Source organism: Devosia aquimaris (genome assembly GCF_020169335.1).
Classification (GTDB): Bacteria; Pseudomonadota; Alphaproteobacteria; order Rhizobiales; family Devosiaceae; genus Devosia; species Devosia aquimaris.
In genome coordinates this window covers 357,347-374,360 of record NZ_JAIEZN010000002.1, presented here as the reverse complement: position 1 = coordinate 374,360, position 17,014 = coordinate 357,347, and the positions used below count along the sequence as shown (strand labels likewise).

At 63.5% G+C, this 17,014-nt stretch carries 20 protein-coding genes; 14 read left to right on the top strand and 6 right to left on the bottom strand.

Annotated features, from left to right (window positions below; all coding sequences use genetic code 11):
* Positions 1 to 12 precede the first annotated feature (12 nt).
* Both K1177_RS14630 and K1177_RS14625 read left to right on the top strand, forming a co-directional pair.
* Positions 13 to 399, top strand: a complete 387-nt coding sequence (locus K1177_RS14630; RefSeq protein ID WP_224704106.1) for an HNH endonuclease — start codon at positions 13 to 15, stop codon at positions 397 to 399.
* A 62-nt stretch (positions 400 to 461) separates the two neighbouring features.
* The gene (locus tag K1177_RS14625; RefSeq protein WP_224704105.1) at positions 462 to 1,079 is read left to right on the top strand and encodes a LuxR C-terminal-related transcriptional regulator; all 618 of its coding nucleotides are present in this window, start codon (positions 462 to 464) and stop codon (positions 1,077 to 1,079) included.
* A 27-nt stretch (positions 1,080 to 1,106) separates the two neighbouring features.
* Here K1177_RS14625 and K1177_RS14620 read toward each other — a convergent pair whose 3' ends face one another.
* Positions 1,107 to 1,265: a YqaE/Pmp3 family membrane protein gene (locus tag K1177_RS14620; protein ID WP_224704104.1), complete on the bottom strand. Its 159-nt coding sequence runs from the start codon at positions 1,263 to 1,265 to the stop codon at positions 1,107 to 1,109.
* Positions 1,266 to 1,317: 52 nt separating this feature from the next.
* Positions 1,318 to 1,965: a LysE family translocator gene (locus K1177_RS14615; RefSeq protein WP_224704103.1), complete on the bottom strand. Its 648-nt coding sequence runs from the start codon at positions 1,963 to 1,965 to the stop codon at positions 1,318 to 1,320.
* 108 nt (positions 1,966 to 2,073) lie between these two features.
* On the opposite strand from K1177_RS14615, the gene K1177_RS14610 reads away from it, so the two are divergent.
* The 12 genes from K1177_RS14610 (at position 2,074) to leuB (ending at position 13,814) form a co-directional block, all read left to right on the top strand.
* The gene (locus K1177_RS14610) at positions 2,074 to 3,297 is read left to right on the top strand and encodes an argininosuccinate synthase (protein WP_224704102.1); all 1,224 of its coding nucleotides are present in this window, start codon (positions 2,074 to 2,076) and stop codon (positions 3,295 to 3,297) included.
* 179 nt (positions 3,298 to 3,476) lie between these two features.
* Positions 3,477 to 5,606 carry a putative bifunctional diguanylate cyclase/phosphodiesterase gene (locus tag K1177_RS14605; protein WP_224704101.1) on the top strand — a complete coding sequence of 710 codons (2,130 nt, stop codon included), beginning with the start codon at positions 3,477 to 3,479 and terminating at the stop codon, positions 5,604 to 5,606.
* Complete coding sequence (locus K1177_RS14600; RefSeq protein ID WP_396120245.1) at positions 5,543 to 6,229, top strand: sigma factor; 687 nt, start codon at positions 5,543 to 5,545, stop codon at positions 6,227 to 6,229. The genes K1177_RS14605 and K1177_RS14600 overlap by 64 nt, the downstream gene beginning before the upstream one ends.
* Positions 6,230 to 6,255: 26 nt before the next feature.
* The gene (locus tag K1177_RS14595) at positions 6,256 to 6,639 is read left to right on the top strand and encodes a VOC family protein (RefSeq protein ID WP_224704100.1); all 384 of its coding nucleotides are present in this window, start codon (positions 6,256 to 6,258) and stop codon (positions 6,637 to 6,639) included.
* Positions 6,640 to 6,738: 99 nt separating this feature from the next.
* Positions 6,739 to 7,125, top strand: coding sequence for a VOC family protein (locus tag K1177_RS14590; protein WP_224704099.1), 387 nt, complete (start codon positions 6,739 to 6,741; stop codon positions 7,123 to 7,125).
* Between the two features lie 114 nt (positions 7,126 to 7,239).
* The gene (locus K1177_RS14585; RefSeq protein ID WP_224704098.1) at positions 7,240 to 8,328 is read left to right on the top strand and encodes a serine hydrolase domain-containing protein; all 1,089 of its coding nucleotides are present in this window, start codon (positions 7,240 to 7,242) and stop codon (positions 8,326 to 8,328) included.
* 259 nt (positions 8,329 to 8,587) lie between these two features.
* Positions 8,588 to 10,402 (top strand): translational GTPase TypA, encoded by a 1,815-nt coding sequence (gene typA / locus K1177_RS14580; protein WP_224704097.1) that lies wholly within the window; start codon positions 8,588 to 8,590, stop codon positions 10,400 to 10,402.
* Positions 10,403 to 10,495: 93 nt separating this feature from the next.
* Positions 10,496 to 11,104, top strand: coding sequence for a DedA family protein (locus K1177_RS14575; protein WP_224704096.1), 609 nt, complete (start codon positions 10,496 to 10,498; stop codon positions 11,102 to 11,104).
* A 78-nt stretch (positions 11,105 to 11,182) separates the two neighbouring features.
* The gene (gene leuD / locus K1177_RS14570) at positions 11,183 to 11,788 is read left to right on the top strand and encodes a 3-isopropylmalate dehydratase small subunit (protein ID WP_224704095.1); all 606 of its coding nucleotides are present in this window, start codon (positions 11,183 to 11,185) and stop codon (positions 11,786 to 11,788) included.
* A 3-nt stretch (positions 11,789 to 11,791) separates the two neighbouring features.
* Entirely contained in the window at positions 11,792 to 12,217 is a 426-nt protein-coding gene (locus tag K1177_RS14565) for a GNAT family N-acetyltransferase (protein WP_224704094.1), read from the top strand.
* A 2-nt stretch (positions 12,218 to 12,219) separates the two neighbouring features.
* The gene (locus tag K1177_RS14560; RefSeq protein ID WP_224704093.1) at positions 12,220 to 12,615 is read left to right on the top strand and encodes a RidA family protein; all 396 of its coding nucleotides are present in this window, start codon (positions 12,220 to 12,222) and stop codon (positions 12,613 to 12,615) included.
* A gap of 98 nt (positions 12,616 to 12,713) precedes the next feature.
* Positions 12,714 to 13,814, top strand: a complete 1,101-nt coding sequence (gene leuB, locus K1177_RS14555; protein WP_224704092.1) for a 3-isopropylmalate dehydrogenase — start codon at positions 12,714 to 12,716, stop codon at positions 13,812 to 13,814.
* Positions 13,815 to 13,911: 97 nt separating this feature from the next.
* Here leuB and K1177_RS14550 read toward each other — a convergent pair whose 3' ends face one another.
* The 4 genes from K1177_RS14550 to ffh all read right to left on the bottom strand — a co-directional run bounded on the left by K1177_RS14550 (position 13,912) and on the right by ffh (position 16,868).
* Positions 13,912 to 14,289: a VOC family protein gene (locus K1177_RS14550; protein WP_224704091.1), complete on the bottom strand. Its 378-nt coding sequence runs from the start codon at positions 14,287 to 14,289 to the stop codon at positions 13,912 to 13,914.
* Between the two features lie 74 nt (positions 14,290 to 14,363).
* The gene (locus tag K1177_RS14545; protein ID WP_224704090.1) at positions 14,364 to 14,708 is read right to left on the bottom strand and encodes a DUF6968 family protein; all 345 of its coding nucleotides are present in this window, start codon (positions 14,706 to 14,708) and stop codon (positions 14,364 to 14,366) included.
* A 147-nt stretch (positions 14,709 to 14,855) separates the two neighbouring features.
* On the bottom strand, positions 14,856 to 15,242 hold the full coding sequence (gene rpsP, locus K1177_RS14540; protein ID WP_224704089.1) for a 30S ribosomal protein S16: 387 nt from the start codon (positions 15,240 to 15,242) through the stop codon (positions 14,856 to 14,858).
* A gap of 27 nt (positions 15,243 to 15,269) precedes the next feature.
* Entirely contained in the window at positions 15,270 to 16,868 is a 1,599-nt protein-coding gene (ffh, locus tag K1177_RS14535) for a signal recognition particle protein (RefSeq protein WP_224704088.1), read from the bottom strand.
* Between the last annotated feature and the right edge of the window lie 146 nt (positions 16,869 to 17,014).

Below are 17,014 nucleotides of genomic sequence, written 5' to 3'. Positions count from 1 at the left end.
GACAACGACCTTATGCGCAGTAGTACGCGGCCGTCGCTGCGCCGTGTCGATGCCGCTATCGCGGCGGCCGATGCCAGCGCCGCGCAGCGACAACCGCCGATTTGTCCGCTGTGCGGGCGGCTCATTCCGGCCGAGGCAAAATCGAGTCGGCATCACCTGGTGCCCCGCCTCAAGGGTGGCACGCATAAGGGGACGGTGCGGCTGCACCAGATCTGCCACAGCGCCATCCATGCCCGGTTCTCGGAGGCCGAGCTCGCCCGTCATCTCCATGATATCGAGGCGCTGCGCAGCGATCCTGAGATCGCCAGTTTCATCGCCTGGGTCGCCGGCAAGCCGCCGAGTTTTCATGCGCCCACCAGGATGACCAAGGCCAGGCGGGATGCGCGCAAGGAGCGCTAGGTGGGGGAGGGAAAATCCCCTGCGCTTCTGCTAGCGTCAGTGTTGAAACAGGAGCCTGAGCCATGCGCGGCCGCCCACCGCATGACGATCAGTTGACGCCCGCCGAATGGCGGATAGCCCATGCGGTGCGACACGGCATGGCGCCGGCTGACATGGCCCGGCGCCTGGGAATGAGCCGGGATGGCGTCAAGTTTCATCTGCGCAATATTCTGGGCAAGCTTGGCCTCGCCGATCGGGCGGCGCTGCAGCATTGGATCGGCGGGCCCAAGAACGGCGTCAAAGGCGTGATGGGAGACATGGAGATGACATCACTGGACATCGGTGCCCTGGGGCAGATCAGCCGCAGCGTCGGCGAGATCGGTGCGGCCGAAGCCTTCTGGCGCGACATTGTCGGCCTGCCGCATCTTTACACCTTCGGCAATCTGGCCTTTTTCGACTGTGCCGGAACCCGGCTGATGCTGAGTGCCGAGGCGGGCCAGCCCAGGGCCGAGAGCGTCCTTTATTTCCGCGTGATCGACATCGACGCCGCCCATGCGCAACTGGCTGCCCGCGGCGCACAGTTCATCGGCGCACCCCACATGATCCATCGCCATGGCGATGGCACCGAGGAATGGATGGCGTTCTTCAATGACAATGAGGCGCGTCCCGTCGCCATCATGAGCCAGAAACGGCCGGGGTAATGCGCGACGCTACGATGTGTCGCCTGTTTACTTGCGGGTGATGACCCAGACGGCGTGGATCAGGCCGGGGAAATAGCCCAGCAGCGTCAGCAGGATATTGAGCCAGAAGTGCAGCCCCAGGCCCACCTGCAGGAACACGCCCACCGGCGGGATGATCACGGACAGGATGATGCGCAGTACGTCCATAGGTTTTTGCCCCTTGATACGGTTGCGGCATCCTTAGGGGGCAAATGCGGCGCTATTTGCGGCCTTCCGCCAACAAAATGGTGGCGGCAAAGGCCATGAACACCGCCGCAAAGCTCCAGTTGAGCGCCTTGGAGACCCAGGCGTTGTCGCGCAGCGTGGTGGTCAGCCATTCGGCCGCCAGCACGATGGCGATGACGATGGGCAGCGACACGGCCACGAACTCGACGCCCAGAAACAAGAGCTTGCCGGCGGCGGCCGGATCATGAGCAGAGACGAACTGGGGCAGGAAGGTCACGAAAAACAGCGCCACCTTGGGATTGGTCAGGTTGATGCCCAGTCCGGTCATGTAGCTCTGGAAAAAACTCGGCTGCCGGCCGGCCGCGCGATTGACCAAAAGCCCTCCGCCTTCGCGGATGGCCTGAATGGCGAGCCAGACCAGATAGAGCGCACCGACGATCTTGAGCACCCAGAAGGCGGCAGGCGCGGCGACGATCAGGACGGAAATGCCGAAGGCGACCAGGCTCGTGTGCACGGCAATGCCGGTCAGCGCGCCCAATACTGTTGCCATGCCGTGGCTGCGGCCGAAATTGATGGTGCGGGACACAAACAGCGCCATGTCCGGCCCGGGGGTGATGGCCAGCACGAAACCGGCCAGGGCAAAGGTCAGGATGACGGAGAGGTCGGGGACAAAGGCGGGCATGGTGATCTCAAGAATCTGCGCGCCGACAATTGCACGCGCGCCTGCACCTGAATAGGGTGCGCCAAAATTCCGGCCCTCTGCGGCCACCCATCACTGCGACGGCGAACCATGGCAAAAGACATCAAGAAGATCGTGCTTTCCTATTCGGGCGGGCTCGACACCTCCATCATGCTGAAATGGCTGCAGGAGCATTACCAGGCCGAGATCATCACCTTCACGGCCGATCTGGGCCAGGGCGAAGAGCTGGAGCCGGCCCGCAAGAAGGCCGAGATGTTCGGCATCAACGACATCCGCATCGTGGACGTGCGCGAGGAATTCGTGCGCGATTTCGTCTTCCCCATGTTCCGCGCCAACGCGCTCTATGAAGGCCAGTACCTCCTGGGTACCTCGATTGCCCGCCCGGTGATCGCCAAGCATCTGGTCGACATCGCCCGCGAGACCGGCGCCGACGCCATTGCCCATGGCGCCACCGGCAAGGGCAATGATCAGGTCCGCTTCGAGCTCACCGCCAATGCGCTGATGCCCGGTCTCAAGGTCATCGCCCCCTGGCGCGAGTGGGACCTGCGCTCGCGCACGGCGCTGCTCAACTATGCCGAGAAGAACCAGATCCCGATTGCCAAGGACAAGCGCGGCGAGGCCCCGTTCTCGGTGGACGCCAATCTGCTGCACACCTCGTCCGAAGGCATGGTGCTGGAAGATCCGGCTGTGCCCTATCCCGACTATGTTCCGCAGCGCACGGTCGACGCGGAAAAGGCCCCCGACGCCGCCGAGATCATCACCATTGGCTTTGAAAAGGGTGATCCGGTCTCGATCAATGGCGAGGCCCTGTCGCCGGCCGCGCTGCTCACCAAGCTCAACGAGCTGGGCGGCAAGCATGGCGTGGGCCGGCTCGACCTGGTGGAAAACCGCTTCGTGGGCATGAAGAGCCGCGGGCTCTACGAAACCCCCGGCGGCACCATCCTCCTGGCGGCGCACCGCGGCATTGAATCGATCACGCTCGATCGTGGCGAAGCCCATCTCAAGGATGAGCTGATGCCCAAATATGCCGAGCTGATCTACAATGGCTTCTGGTATTCGCCCGAGCGCGAAATGCTGCAGGCCCTGATCGACAAGAGCCAGACCTATGTCACCGGCGAAGTCACCGTGAAGCTCTACAAGGGCAGCGCCAATGTGATCGCGCGCACCTCGCCCTATTCGCTCTACTCGATGGATCTGGTGACCTTTGAAGAGGGCGCCGTGGCCTACGACCACCACGATGCCGAGGGCTTTATCCGCCTCAACGGCCTGCGCCTCAAGACCTGGGCGGCGCGCAACGCCAAGTCTGCAGGCTGATTACACCACTCTCAGCACCTGGCCGGACCGATACTATTGGTCCGGCCGGGGCCCGCTGCTGGCCCCTATGCAGCGAAAGCCGTCAATGACTTCCGCACTGCGGTTTATTTCTCCTTAAGCAGAAGAGTTTAGCGTTCGCCGGTGATGCGGCCTGACTGGCGCGCGTGGAGGCAATGCGGGTGCAAGCAGACAGTCTCAGCGAAGTGGCAAGTCTTGCCGAAGCCTTGCTGCTCGACGCTGCCCTCGAGAACATCCCCTATGGCTTCTGCGTCTGGTCGCCACAGTTCCGCCTGGTGATGTGGAACAAGCACTATCGCGACATCTATGGCTTCTCGCAAAGCGCGCTGCGCCGGGGCATGAGCCTGGAAGAGGTGGTGCAGCTGAGCAGCAGCCTGGGCAACCATCCCGACCTCAAGGCAGACGAATTCTACGAAGTCTATACCGCAGAGCTGCTGGCCAATCGCAGCGGCGCACGGGTGAAGAATACCGAGGTGGTGGATGGCGGGCGCACGGTCGAGACCGCCCATGTCTATTCGCCGGCGCTGGGCTGGGTGGTGACGCATGAGGACATCACCGAGGAAGTGGCGCGCAGCGAAGTGGCGCAAAAGCGCAAGCTGGAGCTGGAGCGACAGAATATCCGCCTTGATGCGGCGGTGAACAATATCAGCCAGGGCCTGTGCATGATGGATGCACGCGGACGGCTGGTGATCTGCAACGAGCCCTATGCCCGCATCTATAATCTGCCGGCCGAGCTGCTCACGCCCGGCACGCAGCTCGACGACATCCTGAACCATCTGTTCGATGTCGGCATGAGCGCCGACATGACGCGCGAGGAATATCTGGCCTGGCGCCGCGACGTCATTGCGCGCTGCGAATATGGCAAGAACATCCACGAGCTTAATGGCCGCACCATCATGATGCAGCACCATCCGATGAAGGATGGCGGCTGGGTGTCGACCCATGAGGATATTACCGAGCAGCGGCAGAACGAGGCCCGCATCCGCCATCTGGCGCGGCATGACGCGCTGACCGACCTGCCCAATCGCATCGAGTTCCTCGAGCAGATGGCCAAGACCGAGCAGAACCTCAGTCGCGGCGAAATGGCGGCGGTGCTCTATATCGACCTGGATCACTTCAAGGCGGTCAATGATACGCTGGGCCATGCCGTGGGCGACGAGGTCATCAAGCAGGCGTCAGCGCGGCTATGGGGCGCCACGCGGGAAACCGATGTGCTGGCGCGGCTGGGTGGCGACGAGTTCGCCCTGCTGATGCGGGAGATCGAGGATGCGTCGGCAGCGGCCAAGGTCGCCGACCGGATTATCCGGGCCATCAGCGCGCCCATGAATATCGGTGGCCAGCAGATCGAGATTGGCGCCAGCATCGGCATTGCCGTGGGTCCGGGAGACGGGGACAAGACCGACACCCTGGTCAAGAATGCCGATCTGGCGCTCTATCGCGCCAAGAGCGAGGGGCGCTCGACCTACCACTTCTTCGAGAATGGCATGGATGCCGAGCTGCAGCGGCGGCGCAACATCGAGGCCGGGCTGCGCCTGGCGTTGCAGCGCGAGGAGCTGCGGCTGGTCTATCAACCCCTGCTGGGGCTGGAGGAAGACCGGGTCACATGCGTGGAGGCGCTGCTGCGCTGGGACCATGACGACCGCACCATATCGCCCACCGAATTCGTCCCCATTGCCGAAGAGACTGGGCTGATCGTGCAGATCGGCGAATGGGTGCTGCGCGAGGCCACGCGGGCGGCCGCGCAATGGCCGGGAGCGGTGCGCGTGGCGGTCAATCTGTCGCCGATCCAGTTCAAGGGCCGGGACCTGGTGGGCATGGTCAAATCGGCCCTGGCGGCGGCCGGACTGCCGGCGGCGCGGCTCGAACTCGAGATCACCGAATCGCTGCTGCTGACCGAGAATGACGCGACGCTGCGAACCCTGCATGACCTGCGGGCCATGGGCGTGCGCATTTCGATGGACGATTTCGGCACCGGCTATTCGTCGCTGAGCTATCTGCGCAGCTTCCCGTTCGACAAGATCAAGATCGACCGCTCCTTCATGCACGACCTGACCGAACGCAAGGACAGCCAGGCCATCATGCAGGCGGTGATCGGGCTGGGGCGGTCGCTGGGCATGTCGACCACCGCCGAGGGGGTGGAGACACAGGACCAGCTGACGCTGGTGCGGGCCCAGGGCGCCACCGAAGTCCAGGGCTTCCTGTTCTCGCCGCCGCTGCCGCCGGAGGCATTGGTCAATCTGCTGCGGGCGGATGTGGCCCGGGCGGTCTCACATCAGCGCAGGGCGTCCTGAGCGCGACACGTCTTTCCAGTCCCGGCCCGCGCCAGGGTCTGTTCCTGCGCCTGTGTGTCATCGCGCGGCGCCATTGTCTCGATGCCCATGCGGTGGAGGATATCGTGCAGGATGCGCTGCTGGCCGCCCTTGCGGCAGGGCGCAACGACTGGAGCAATGCCGAGACGCAGCGCTGGCTCGGTGGCACCGTGCGCAACCGGGCCCGCATGATGACCCGTCAGGCCTTGCGCGGCCGCCGGCGCGACACGGCCTGGCATGAGGCCATGGTTCCGAGCGCCAGCGATGCCGCTGTCCCGCTGCAGCTGGCCGGCCTGCCGCCAGCGTTGGCGCTGGTTGCGGCCCTGGTGCTGAGCGGGCACAATCGGCGCGAGATCGCCTATTTGCTGGGGCTGACCGATACGGCATTGCGCCAGCGCATCCTGGCTCTCAAGCGCCAGTTGCAGGCGCGCGGGCTGGTTGCTCCCCATGAAATGACGGGGCTCAGTCACGATCTGGCCTATGGGCGCATCCGCCAGGCGCTGGGTGCGGGGTTGTCCCGGCATGGTGGCCAGTTCGGCAGCCATGATCCCGATGGCCATATTTTTATCGTCACCCCCTCACAAACCGTCGACCGGCGGCAATAGGCTATTGTTCCACACTGGAGGTTCCTATGCGCTTGAAACCGAAAACGGCCAGCATCGTCTATTATGTCAGCGATATTGCCCGCACCGAGGCCTTCTACACGGCCACCCTGGGTCTTGACCTGGCCCGCCAGGAAGGGGCCGAGCCCTTCTGGCTGTCGGGTCAGCTGGAGAACGGGCTGGAACTCATCTTCTTCGAAATGGAGGCGGTGCGCGGCACCAGCCCGGCGCTGGTGTTCACGCTCGATGAAGGCGGCATCGATGATGTCGTGGCCGGGCTGGCCGAACAGGGCGTGATCATGGTCACGCCGGTTTCGGAGGCTCCCGGTGGCTGGAGTGCCGACTTCCTTGACCCCGATGGCTTCGGCATCGGCCTCTGGCAGTCGGGTGAGTTGCCCCGGTCGGTCAAATAATCCCTGCGGGCGGCCCTGGCCGCCCGCCGTCTTCTGCCTGCTGGACGGCGCGCCGGAAAGGACGATAATTCAGCCAGCAGGTTTGGCTGGAGGCCGGTCATGGCACAGTTCATCAGTGCAGTTGCAACCATCTATAGCCGGGACATTGGCCGCGCCGCGCAATTCTACGGAACGGTGCTAGGGCTGGTCGAAAGCTACCGTTTCCCCTCCAGCGGCGTCCCCGAGCATGTCGAATACAGCGTGGGCGCAGCGCGCATTGCCATCAGCTCGCCAGAGGGGCTGGCATCGCATGGCATGCCCGGGCCCAGCGCCGGCCATCCCTTTGAGGTCGGCCTCAAGGTCGACGATGTCGATGCGTTGGTCGCCAGGCTGCAGGCGGCTGGCGTGGACATCCTCAAGGCGCCTTTTGACAGCCCGGCGGGCAACAGGGTGGCCTATGTCGCCGATCCCGATGGCACCTGGATCTCGCTCTATCACAACCGCTGAGCGGCCGGTTCCGGGGCGCCGCGACTGGTCTGCCATCGGTCTCGGTGACGGCCCGATTGACAGTCCGGCATGGCTGCGGCACGACCAAGGATGATGCTTTATCCGGGGTTGCTGATGGTCCGTCTTGCTGCAGTTCTGATCGCGTGTCTTCCGGTTGTCGTGTCCGGTGCCACGGCTTCCGATGCGCCGCATCTTGCTGCCGTGGACAATGTGGTCGAGCCCTATGTGGGGGCCGACACGCCCGGGTTGGCGGTGCTGGTGATGTCGAACGGGACTGTGCTGCACAAGAGCGGCTATGGCTTTGCCGATATTGACGCGGAACTGCCGGTCACCTCGCAAACCATCTTTGATCTGGCCTCGGTGTCCAAGGAAATGACAGCGTTGGCCGCGCGGCTTCAGATGGAGGACGGGCTCTATGAGCAAGACACTGCGGTCGCCGAAATCCTACCAGAATTCGCCGATCAGGACTCGGACGACCGCGCCATCGTCGTGGGCGATCTGATCCACCATATATCTGGGCTCACCGACTATATCGATGCCGATGAGGAGTCCGTGTCGGGCACCGAGGCGACCAATGCCATTGTGATGAACTGGCTGGCCCAGCAGCCGCTCGATCATGCGCCGGGCACACAGTACGAATATTCCAACAGCGGCTATGCCACGCTGGGTAGTCTGGTGGCCAAGGCGGATGGCGCCGAAAGCCTCAATGCCGTGCTGCATGCGCGGATCTGGGATGGTCTGGGCATGGGTTCGACCAATCTGGTGGAGCTGGCCGAGGGGGTGGACCCCGACCGCATGGCCGCGGGCTATAGTGGCTTTGGTGGCGATTTCGAACTCAGCCATGTGCCCAGCCTTTTGGAGGGCGACGGCAATGTGCTGACCTGCCTTGATGATCTGGCGCTCTATGAGGCGGCCTTGAGCGATGGAGCGCTGCTCGACGAGCAGGCAACCAAGACACTGTTTGAGAACGGTACGCTCGATGATGGGTCGCCGATCGACGATGACGGCGCCGGCTATGGTTTTGGTTGGGTGCTCGAGAGTTGGGGCGGCGAAAACTACGCCACACACAGCGGCAGCTGGATGGGAACGTCCACCTATTATCAGCGCAATCTCGATACCGGCCTGACCGTCATCCTGCTGGCCAATGGCGAGGATATCGCGCTGGATGAACTGGCAATTGATGTGGCGGCGGCGGCAGAGTAGGTGACTGGGAGCATGCTGGCCCGGCGCGTTGCCGCGCCTCCTCAGGTAACCATGGTGGGCGGCGGTGGCCGGTCGCAACCCACCTTTGCACCCCCTGCGCTTGTGGAAAACCGCGTCTTCCTGTAATGCAGCGCCAAATGCGCCAATTCCGCATCGCTGCGGAGGGTTGGCGCGTCTTCATTCCTGCATGGTTCAGCCGTTTGTTGCCGCCCCTATCGCGGCCCAAGGTTTTGGGATCATGCCAACAGGCCGGATCCATATGTCCCTGCGCAATATCGCTATCATCGCCCACGTTGACCACGGCAAGACCACGCTTATCGACGTGCTGCTCAAGCAGTCCGGTTCCTTCCGCGAAAACGAACGCGTCGAAGAACGCGCCATGGATAGCAATGACATCGAGCGCGAGCGCGGTATCACCATCCTGGCCAAGGTGACCTCGCTGATGTGGAAGGATACCCGCATCAATATCGTTGACACCCCCGGCCACGCCGACTTCGGCGGCGAGGTGGAGCGCATTCTCTCGATGGTGGACGGCGTGGTGGTGCTGGTGGACGCGGCCGAAGGCCCGATGCCGCAGACCAAGTTCGTGCTCGGCAAGGCGCTGGCCCAGGGCCTGCGTCCCATCGTGGCGATCAACAAGATCGACAAGTCCGACGAACGGCACCTGGAAGTGCTGGAAGAAATCTTTGACCTGTTCATCGCGCTGGATGCCTCGCCCGAACAGCTCGACTTCCCCGTGCTCTATGGTTCGGCCAAGCAGGGCTGGATGGCCATGGAGCCCGAAGGCCCCAAGGATGACCTCGGTCCGCTGCTGGACAAGGTGATCGAGCATGTGCCCGAGCCGGTCGTGGAAGAGGGCCAGTTCCGCATGCTGGTCACCACCATCGAGCGCAATCCCTTCCTGGGCCGCATCCTGACCGGTCGCATCACCTCGGGCACGGTCAAGGCCAACGACGCCATCCACACGCTCAACCGTGAAGGCAAGGAAGTCGAAAAGGGCCGCATTTCCAAGGTTCTGGCCTTTCGTGGCCTGGAGCGCACGCCGGTGGACGTTGGCGAAGCCGGCGACATCGTTGCCATTGCCGGCCTCGTCACCTCGACGGTGGCCGATACGCTGTGCGCCCCGCAGGTGACCACGCCCATCGCCTCCAAGCCGATTGATCCGCCGACCCTGTCGGTGACCTTCCGCATCAACGACGGTCCGCTGGCCGGCCGTGAAGGCGACAAGGTGCAGTCGCGCGTTATCCGTGAGCGCCTGATGCGCGAAGCCGAGGGCAATGTGGCCATCCGCGTCACCCCCGGCGACGACAACGACAGCTATGACGTGGCTGGCCGTGGCGAATTGCAGCTGGCCGTGCTGATCGAAAACATGCGCCGCGAAGGCTTCGAGCTGACCATCGGTCGCCCCAAGGTGCTGTTCAAAGAAGAGAATGGCGTCAAGCTCGAGCCGGTCGAGGAAGTTATCATCGACGTGGACGACGAGTTCACCGGCACGGTTGTGCAGAAGCTGACCGAGCGCAAGGGCGAGCTGACCGACATGCGTCCCTCGGGCGTCGGCCGCACCCGTATCCAGCTGCTGGTGCCCACCCGTTCGCTGATCGGCTATCAGCCCGAACTGCTCAGCGACACCCGCGGCACGGCCATTTTCAACCGCCTGTTCCACTCCTTCGTGCCGTTCAAGGGCGAGTTGCCCGGTCGTCGCACTGGCGTGCTGATCTCCAATGGCACCGGCCAGTCGGTGGCCTTCGCCCTGTGGAACCTGGAAGACCGTGGCGCCATCATGATCGATGCGGGCGTCGACATCTATGAAGGCATGATCATCGGCGAGCATTCCCGCGAGAATGACCTTGAGGTCAATGCGCTCAAGGGCAAGCAGCTCACCAATATCCGCACCACGTCCAAGGACGAGGCGGTGCGCCTGACCACTCCCAAGAAGCTGACCCTCGAGCAGTCGCTCGGCTATATCGCCGAAGACGAATATGTCGAGGTGACGCCCAAGTCGCTGCGCCTGCGCAAGATCTGGCTCGACCCCAATGATCGCAAGCGCATGAGCCGCGCCTCCAAGTCGGCCTAAGCCAATAGGGGCTCCTGGGGAAAACCGGGGGCCCTAACTTTTTGTTGGTGCTTTGCCGACAGTGTGCGTCCGGGCGAACAGGAGACAGCCAGCATGACCGAATGGATCATCCAGACCATTTCCGACTTCGGCTATGTTGGCATCTTTCTGGTGATGCTGGCCGAATCCATCTTCCCACCCATCCCCTCCGAACTGATCATCCCCTTTGCCGGCTTCGCCGCCGCCAATGGCGAGCTCAACCTGTTCGGGGTCATCGCCGCGGCCACCGTTGGGGCCGTGGTGGGCATGCTGCCGTGGTATTTTGCCGGGCGGCTGTTCGGGCTCAACCGCGTCCGGGTCATGGCGGACCGTTTTGGTCGAGTGATGGCTTTCAATGCCGACGAGATCGACATGGCTGTGGGCTGGTTCACCCGGTTCGGGCCCGTCATCGTGCTGTTTGGCCGGCTGATCCCGCTGATCCGCACCCTGATCTCGATTCCGGCGGGCCTGTCGCGCATGCCCCTGCCGATCTTTCTTCTGGCCTCGGCCGCCGGTGCGCTGGTGTGGAACACCATTCTGACCATGGCCGGCTTTATCCTGCACGAGCATTACGAGGTGATCGAAGTGGTGCTCGATCCGCTGACCTATATCGTGCTGGGGCTGGTCGTTGTGCTCTATCTGATCAAGGTTGTGACCTGGCGGCCGAGCACGGCGCGCAGCTAGCCGAACGGATTGTGCGTTTGCTGGCTTGACCCGGAGCCGGCTTTTGCGCCAAGACGCTGGGCAAAGCGAGGTTTCCTCATGGACAAGTTCACCACACTGACCGGTGTCGCGGCGCCCCTGCCGATCATCAATATCGACACCGACATGATCATTCCCAAGCAGTATCTCAAGACGATCAAGCGGACCGGTCTGGGCACCGCGCTGTTCTCGGAGATGCGCTACAACGAAGACGGCACGGAAAACCCCGACTTCGTGCTCAACAAGCCCGGCTATCGCCAGGCCAGCATCATCGTTGCCGGCGACAATTTCGGCTGCGGTTCGAGCCGCGAGCATGCGCCCTGGGCGCTGCTCGATTTTGGCATTCGCTGCGTGATCTCCACCGGCTTTGCCGACATTTTCTACAACAACTGCTTCAAGAACGGCATCTTGCCGGTGGTGGTGACGCCCGAGCAGCTCAAGCTGCTGATGGATGATGCCGAGCGCGGTTCGAACGCCACGCTGACGGTGGACCTGGAAGCCCAGACCATTCAGGGGCCCGATGGCGGCACGCTGCATTTCGACATCGACCCCAGCCGCAAGCAGATCCTGCTTGAGGGCCTCGACGATATTGCCGGCACGCTGAAGTCCGATCCTTCGATCACCAGCTTTGAAAACAAGATGGCGACAGATCGCCCCTGGCTGTGAGCCATGGTCGAGATCGGCTACGAAGCCGTTCTGCAGCCTGACAGCGAAGCGGCCATCGGGGCCGCCCTGATAGCCTTCAACCGCGCGCAGGTGCCGGACTTTCCGGCGCCGCGCACCCTGGGCCTGACGCTGCGCCATCCCGAGACCGCGGTGATCGATGGCGGCCTGACCGCCCGGATCAGCTTCAACTGGATGTTCGTCGAAATGCTCATTGTGCCGGCGCGGCTGCGCGGGCAGGGTGTGGGCACACAATTGATGGCCCAGGCCGAAGCGCTGGCGCGCGAAGCTGGTTGCGCCGGCATCTGGCTGGATACGTTCAGTTTCCAGGCGCCCGGTTTCTATGCTCGCCTGGGCTTCAGCGTCTTCGGCGAAATCACCCACTATCCGCCCGGCGCAAGCCGATTCTTCCTGCAAAAACTCCTGAGTTGATCATGGTCCAGCGCGTTTCCACCGGTTCCCCCTTCGAGGCCACCTTCGGCTATTCCCGTGCCGTGCGGCATGAGGACACTGTCTATGTCTCGGGCACGACGGGCTATGACTATGCCACCATGACCATGCCCGATGATGTCGGCCAGCAGGCAGCCAATGCCCTGGCCACCATCGACAAGGCCCTCAAGGAAGCCGGCTCGTCCATCCAGGACACTGTGCGCGTCGTCTATTATGTGGGCGATCGCAATGACGTGGACGCCGTGGTCAAGGCCGTCGGTCCGGTGTTCAAGGACATCCGCCCGGCCGCCTCGATGCTCATCGTGCAGATGATCGAAGCCGGCATGAAGATCGAGATCGAAGTCACCGCCCGCATCGGCGCCGCGACCAGCCACAGCTGAGCAAGCGGGGCAGAAAAGCCCTCCCGCTTGCGCGGCACTGCCAATTGAGGCTATGTGCGCAGCCACAGGCGTAACCATCAGTACGGCAAGGAGCCACCATGGCCACCCATTCCCTCTTCCTGCTGCCCGGCGACGGCATCGGCACCGAAATCATGGCCGAGGTCGACAAGCTGATCGCCTGGACCAATAGCGAGCAGCTCACCGATTTCTCCACCGACCGCGGCCTGGCCGGTGGTGCGGCCTATGATGCCCACCAGGTCGCCATCACCGATGAAGACACCGAGAAGGCCAAGGCTGCCGACGCGGTGATCTTTGGCGCGGTGGGCGGGCCGAAGTGGGACAATGTGCCCTATGAGCACCGTCCGGAAGCCGCGCTCCTGCGCCTGCGCAAGGAAATGGCCGTGTTCGCCAATCTGCGCCCGGCCATCTGCTATCCGGCGCTGGCCGATGCCTCCTCGCTCAAGCGCGAGCTGGTGGAAGGCCTCGATATCCTGATCGTGCGCGAATTGACCGGTGGCGTCTATTTCGGCGAGCCCAAGACCATCACCGATCTCGGTGAGGGCCAGAAGCGCGCCATCGATACCCAGGTCTATGAGACCTATGAGATCGACCGTATCGCCCGCGTCGCGTTCGATCTGGCCCGCACCCGCAACAACAAGGTGCATTCGGCCGACAAGAAGAATGTGATGAAGTCCGGCGTCTTGTGGGACGAAGTGGTCAAGGGCGTTGCCAAGGACTATTCCGACGTCGAGCTGCACCACATCCTGGCCGACAACGCGGCCATGCAGCTGGTGCGCAATCCCAAGCAGTTCGACGTGATGGTCACCGACAACCTGTTCGGCGATATTTTGTCGGACGTGGCGGCCATGCTCACCGGTTCGCTGGGCATGCTGCCCTCTGCCTCGCTGGGCGCGCCCGATCCCGTCACCGGCAAGCGCAAGGCCTTCTACGAGCCCGTGCACGGCTCGGCCCCCGACATTGCCGGCAAGGGCATTGCCAATCCCATCGCCATGATCGCCTCGGTGGCCATGGCGCTGCGCTACAGCTTCGGCATGATCGAATTGGCCACCCGTATCGAGAACGCCATCTCGGCCGTGCTCAGCGACGGGTTGCGCACCGGCGACATCGCCCAGGACAATCGCAAGACGGTTGGCACCGAAGAAATGGGCTCCGCGATCCTGGCCAAGCTCAAGGCCTGATGGACCGCGGTCCTCTGGCGGGCTCTCGATGAGAGGTCAGCCGAAAGATTGAAAAGCCCCGGCGCCATGCGCCGGGGCTTCTTTCTTGGCCCTCGGCTCAGCGGGCGGGGCGCGAGAAGATATTGACGATGGCGCCGTCAGGGTCGCGCAGCAGCATGGAGACATTGCCCCAGGGCATGGTCGTGGGCGGTTGCACGATTTCGCCAAGGGCAAGGTCGGCGACCTTGGCCTGAACGGCCTCGACGTCATCGACCTGGAGTTCGATCATGGCCGAGCGATTGGCGCCGGGCACGATGGCCCCGCCGTTGACGGCATTGATGATCGCCTCGCTCGATATGGCGAGTGTGCAGCCGTCGAGCCGGATCTCGCAAAATCCTGGTGCCAGGTCGGTCGGCGCCACGCCGGTCAGGGCGGCATAGAAGCCCTTGAGCGCCTCGACGTCGGGGGTCACGACGCGGATCGATGCAAATTTCATGTTGCGCCTCATTTGTTTAGGTGGCGCATCACTAAGGCGAACCCCTGACAGAGGCTGGCAGCAGTCAGCATTGCCTAGGGCGTATCAAGCCCATAGAACCGCTGGTCGTCGCCGATCAGTTCATCGCGGGCGCCTTTGGGCAGGAGAAAGCCGTAGCCGACCCAGGGTTTGATCCACCACATGGTCCGCTCATGGTGGTAGCGGCTCATGTAGAGTTCCATGCCCACCTTGAGGATGGCACCATGCAGGGCTGCAATGGCGTCATTACCGCCGCAAAAGCTCTCAATTGGGGCGTCTGGCCAGTCGATAGTGTAGCGGCCGTTCCAGCTTCGGCCGACCTGCTCGGGCTGCATGATCTGGATGCGCACGGGGCGTTCCTGGCCGTCGTGGACGACGGTCAGAGTTCTGTCTGCGATCATAGGCGTCCCCTGTCTCGCGCCAGTCTGATGCGTGCCAGAATATTGGTCGCGCCGCTGGATGATAGAAGCTCCCGCAGCGTCCGTGGAGCCAAAACAAAAGCCCCGGTGTTTCCACCGGGGCTTTGTTGTCCGAGAGGGAAGCCAGCCTTATTCGGCGGCAGCTTCTTCCTTGGGGGCATTCTTGGCTTCTTCGACGGCGGCAGCCTTGGCAGCCTTGTCTTCAGCGCGCTGGGTGGCCTTGTCGCCCGGCTTGGCCTTGTTGGGGTTGTTGCGCGGGTCGCGCTTGGCAACGCCAACGGCATCCAGGAAGCGCAGCACGCGGTCGGTCGGCTGGGCGCCAACGCTCAGCCAATGCTTGGCGCGTTCGGTGTCGAGCACGACGCGGCCTTCATTGTCCTTGGCCAGCAGCGGGTTGAAGGTGCCCAGCTTTTCGATGAAGCGGCCATCGCGGGGCGAGCGGGCGTCGGCAACGACGATCTGGTAGAACGGGCGCTTCTTGGTGCCACCACGGGCCAGACGGATCTTGAGGGACATATTGGTATCCTAGGTTAGGTTGAACGATTACTTTTTCTTGCCCAGGCCAGGCAGGCCAGGGAAACGGGGAGCGCCGCCAAGCCCGGGCAGACCGGTTCCGGCGGATTTGAACAGGGCACCGACATCGGTCGGGAGTTTTTCGGCCAGCTGCGGCTTGGGGGCGGGCAGGCCTTTGAGCTGGGCGGGGTCGATGCCGGCCTGGCGGGCCATCTGCTCGAGCTGGGCCGGGTCCATCTTGGACAGGTCCGGCATGCCACCCATGCCACCCATGCCGCCCATCATCTGGCCCATCTTGCCGCCCATCATGCCACCAAGGGCACCCATGCCGCCCTTGCCGACCTTTTTCATCATGTCGGCCATCTGGCGGTGCTGCTTGGTGAGCTTGTTGATCTCGCTGACCTCGACGCCGGCGCCGGCAGCGATGCGCTTGCGGCGGCTGGCATTGAGCAGGTCGGGCTCGGCCCGTTCCTTCTTGGTCATCGAGTTGATGATGGCGATCTGGCGGTCGAATACCTTCTCGTCGATATTGGCGCCGGCCATGGCCTTCTTGACCTGGCCCATGCCGGGCATCATGGCCATCAGGCCACCCATGCCGCCCATCTTCTTCATCTGGATCAGCTGGTTGCGCAGATCGTCGAGGTCAAAGGAGCCCTTCTTGAGCTTCTTGGCCATCTTCTGGGCGTCTTCGGCCGACACATGCTCGGCGGCCTTTTCGACCAGGCTGACGATGTCGCCCATGCCCAGGATGCGGTCGGCGATGCGGCTGGGGTGGAAATCCTCCAGCGCATCCATCTTTTCGCCGACGCCGATCAGCTTGATCGGCTTGCCGGTGGCAGCGCGCATCGAGAGTGCGGCGCCACCGCGGCCGTCGCCGTCAACGCGGGTCATCACGATGCCGGTGATGTCCAGGCGCCCATCGAAGGAGCGCGCCACGTTGATGGCGTCCTGGCCGGTCAGGGAGTCCACGACCAGCAGGATTTCATGCGGCTTGGCGATGTCCTTGATGCTGACGGTCTCCACCATCAGCTCTTCATCGATATGGGTGCGGCCGGCGGTATCGAGAATGAGGACGTCATAGCCACCCAGGCGCGCCTCGCGCTCGGCGCGGCGGGCGATCTGCACCGGGGTTTCGCTGGTGACGATGGGGAGCGTATCCACGCTGACCTGTTCGCCCAGCACGCGCAGCTGCTCCATGGCGGCGGGGCGGCGGGTATCGAGCGAGGCGAGCAGGACCTTCTTTTTGTTGCGGTCCTTGAGGCGCTTGGCGATCTTGGCTGTGGTGGTGGTCTTGCCCGAGCCCTGCAGGCCCACCATCAGCAGCGTCACCGGGGCGGGGGCGTTGAGATCGATGGCGACAGCGCTGTCGCCGAGCACGGCCACCAGCTCGTCATGGACGATCTTGACCACCTGCTGGCCGGGGGTGACCGAGCGGGTCACCTCGGCGCCGACGGCGCGGTCCTTGACCTGTTCGACAAAGGCGCGAACAACTTCGAGCGAGACGTCGGCCTCGATCAGCGCGCGGCGGATTTCGCGCAGCGCTGCCTCGACGTCCGCGGCACTCAGAGCCCCGCGGCCACGCAGTCCATCAAAGATTTTGCCAAGCCGGTCGCTTAAGCTCTCAAACATTGTCCGTCCTTGTTTCCGCCGGTCGATCCGGCAGAGATAGGATCCATCAGCCCAAACGCCAAGCACACCCGCGGGCGCAACGCGCTGGCGGATGGTGGCCTCCGGGATCGTCTAGACCCTTGCGGGGTCCCGGTCGGCGGGTCAGG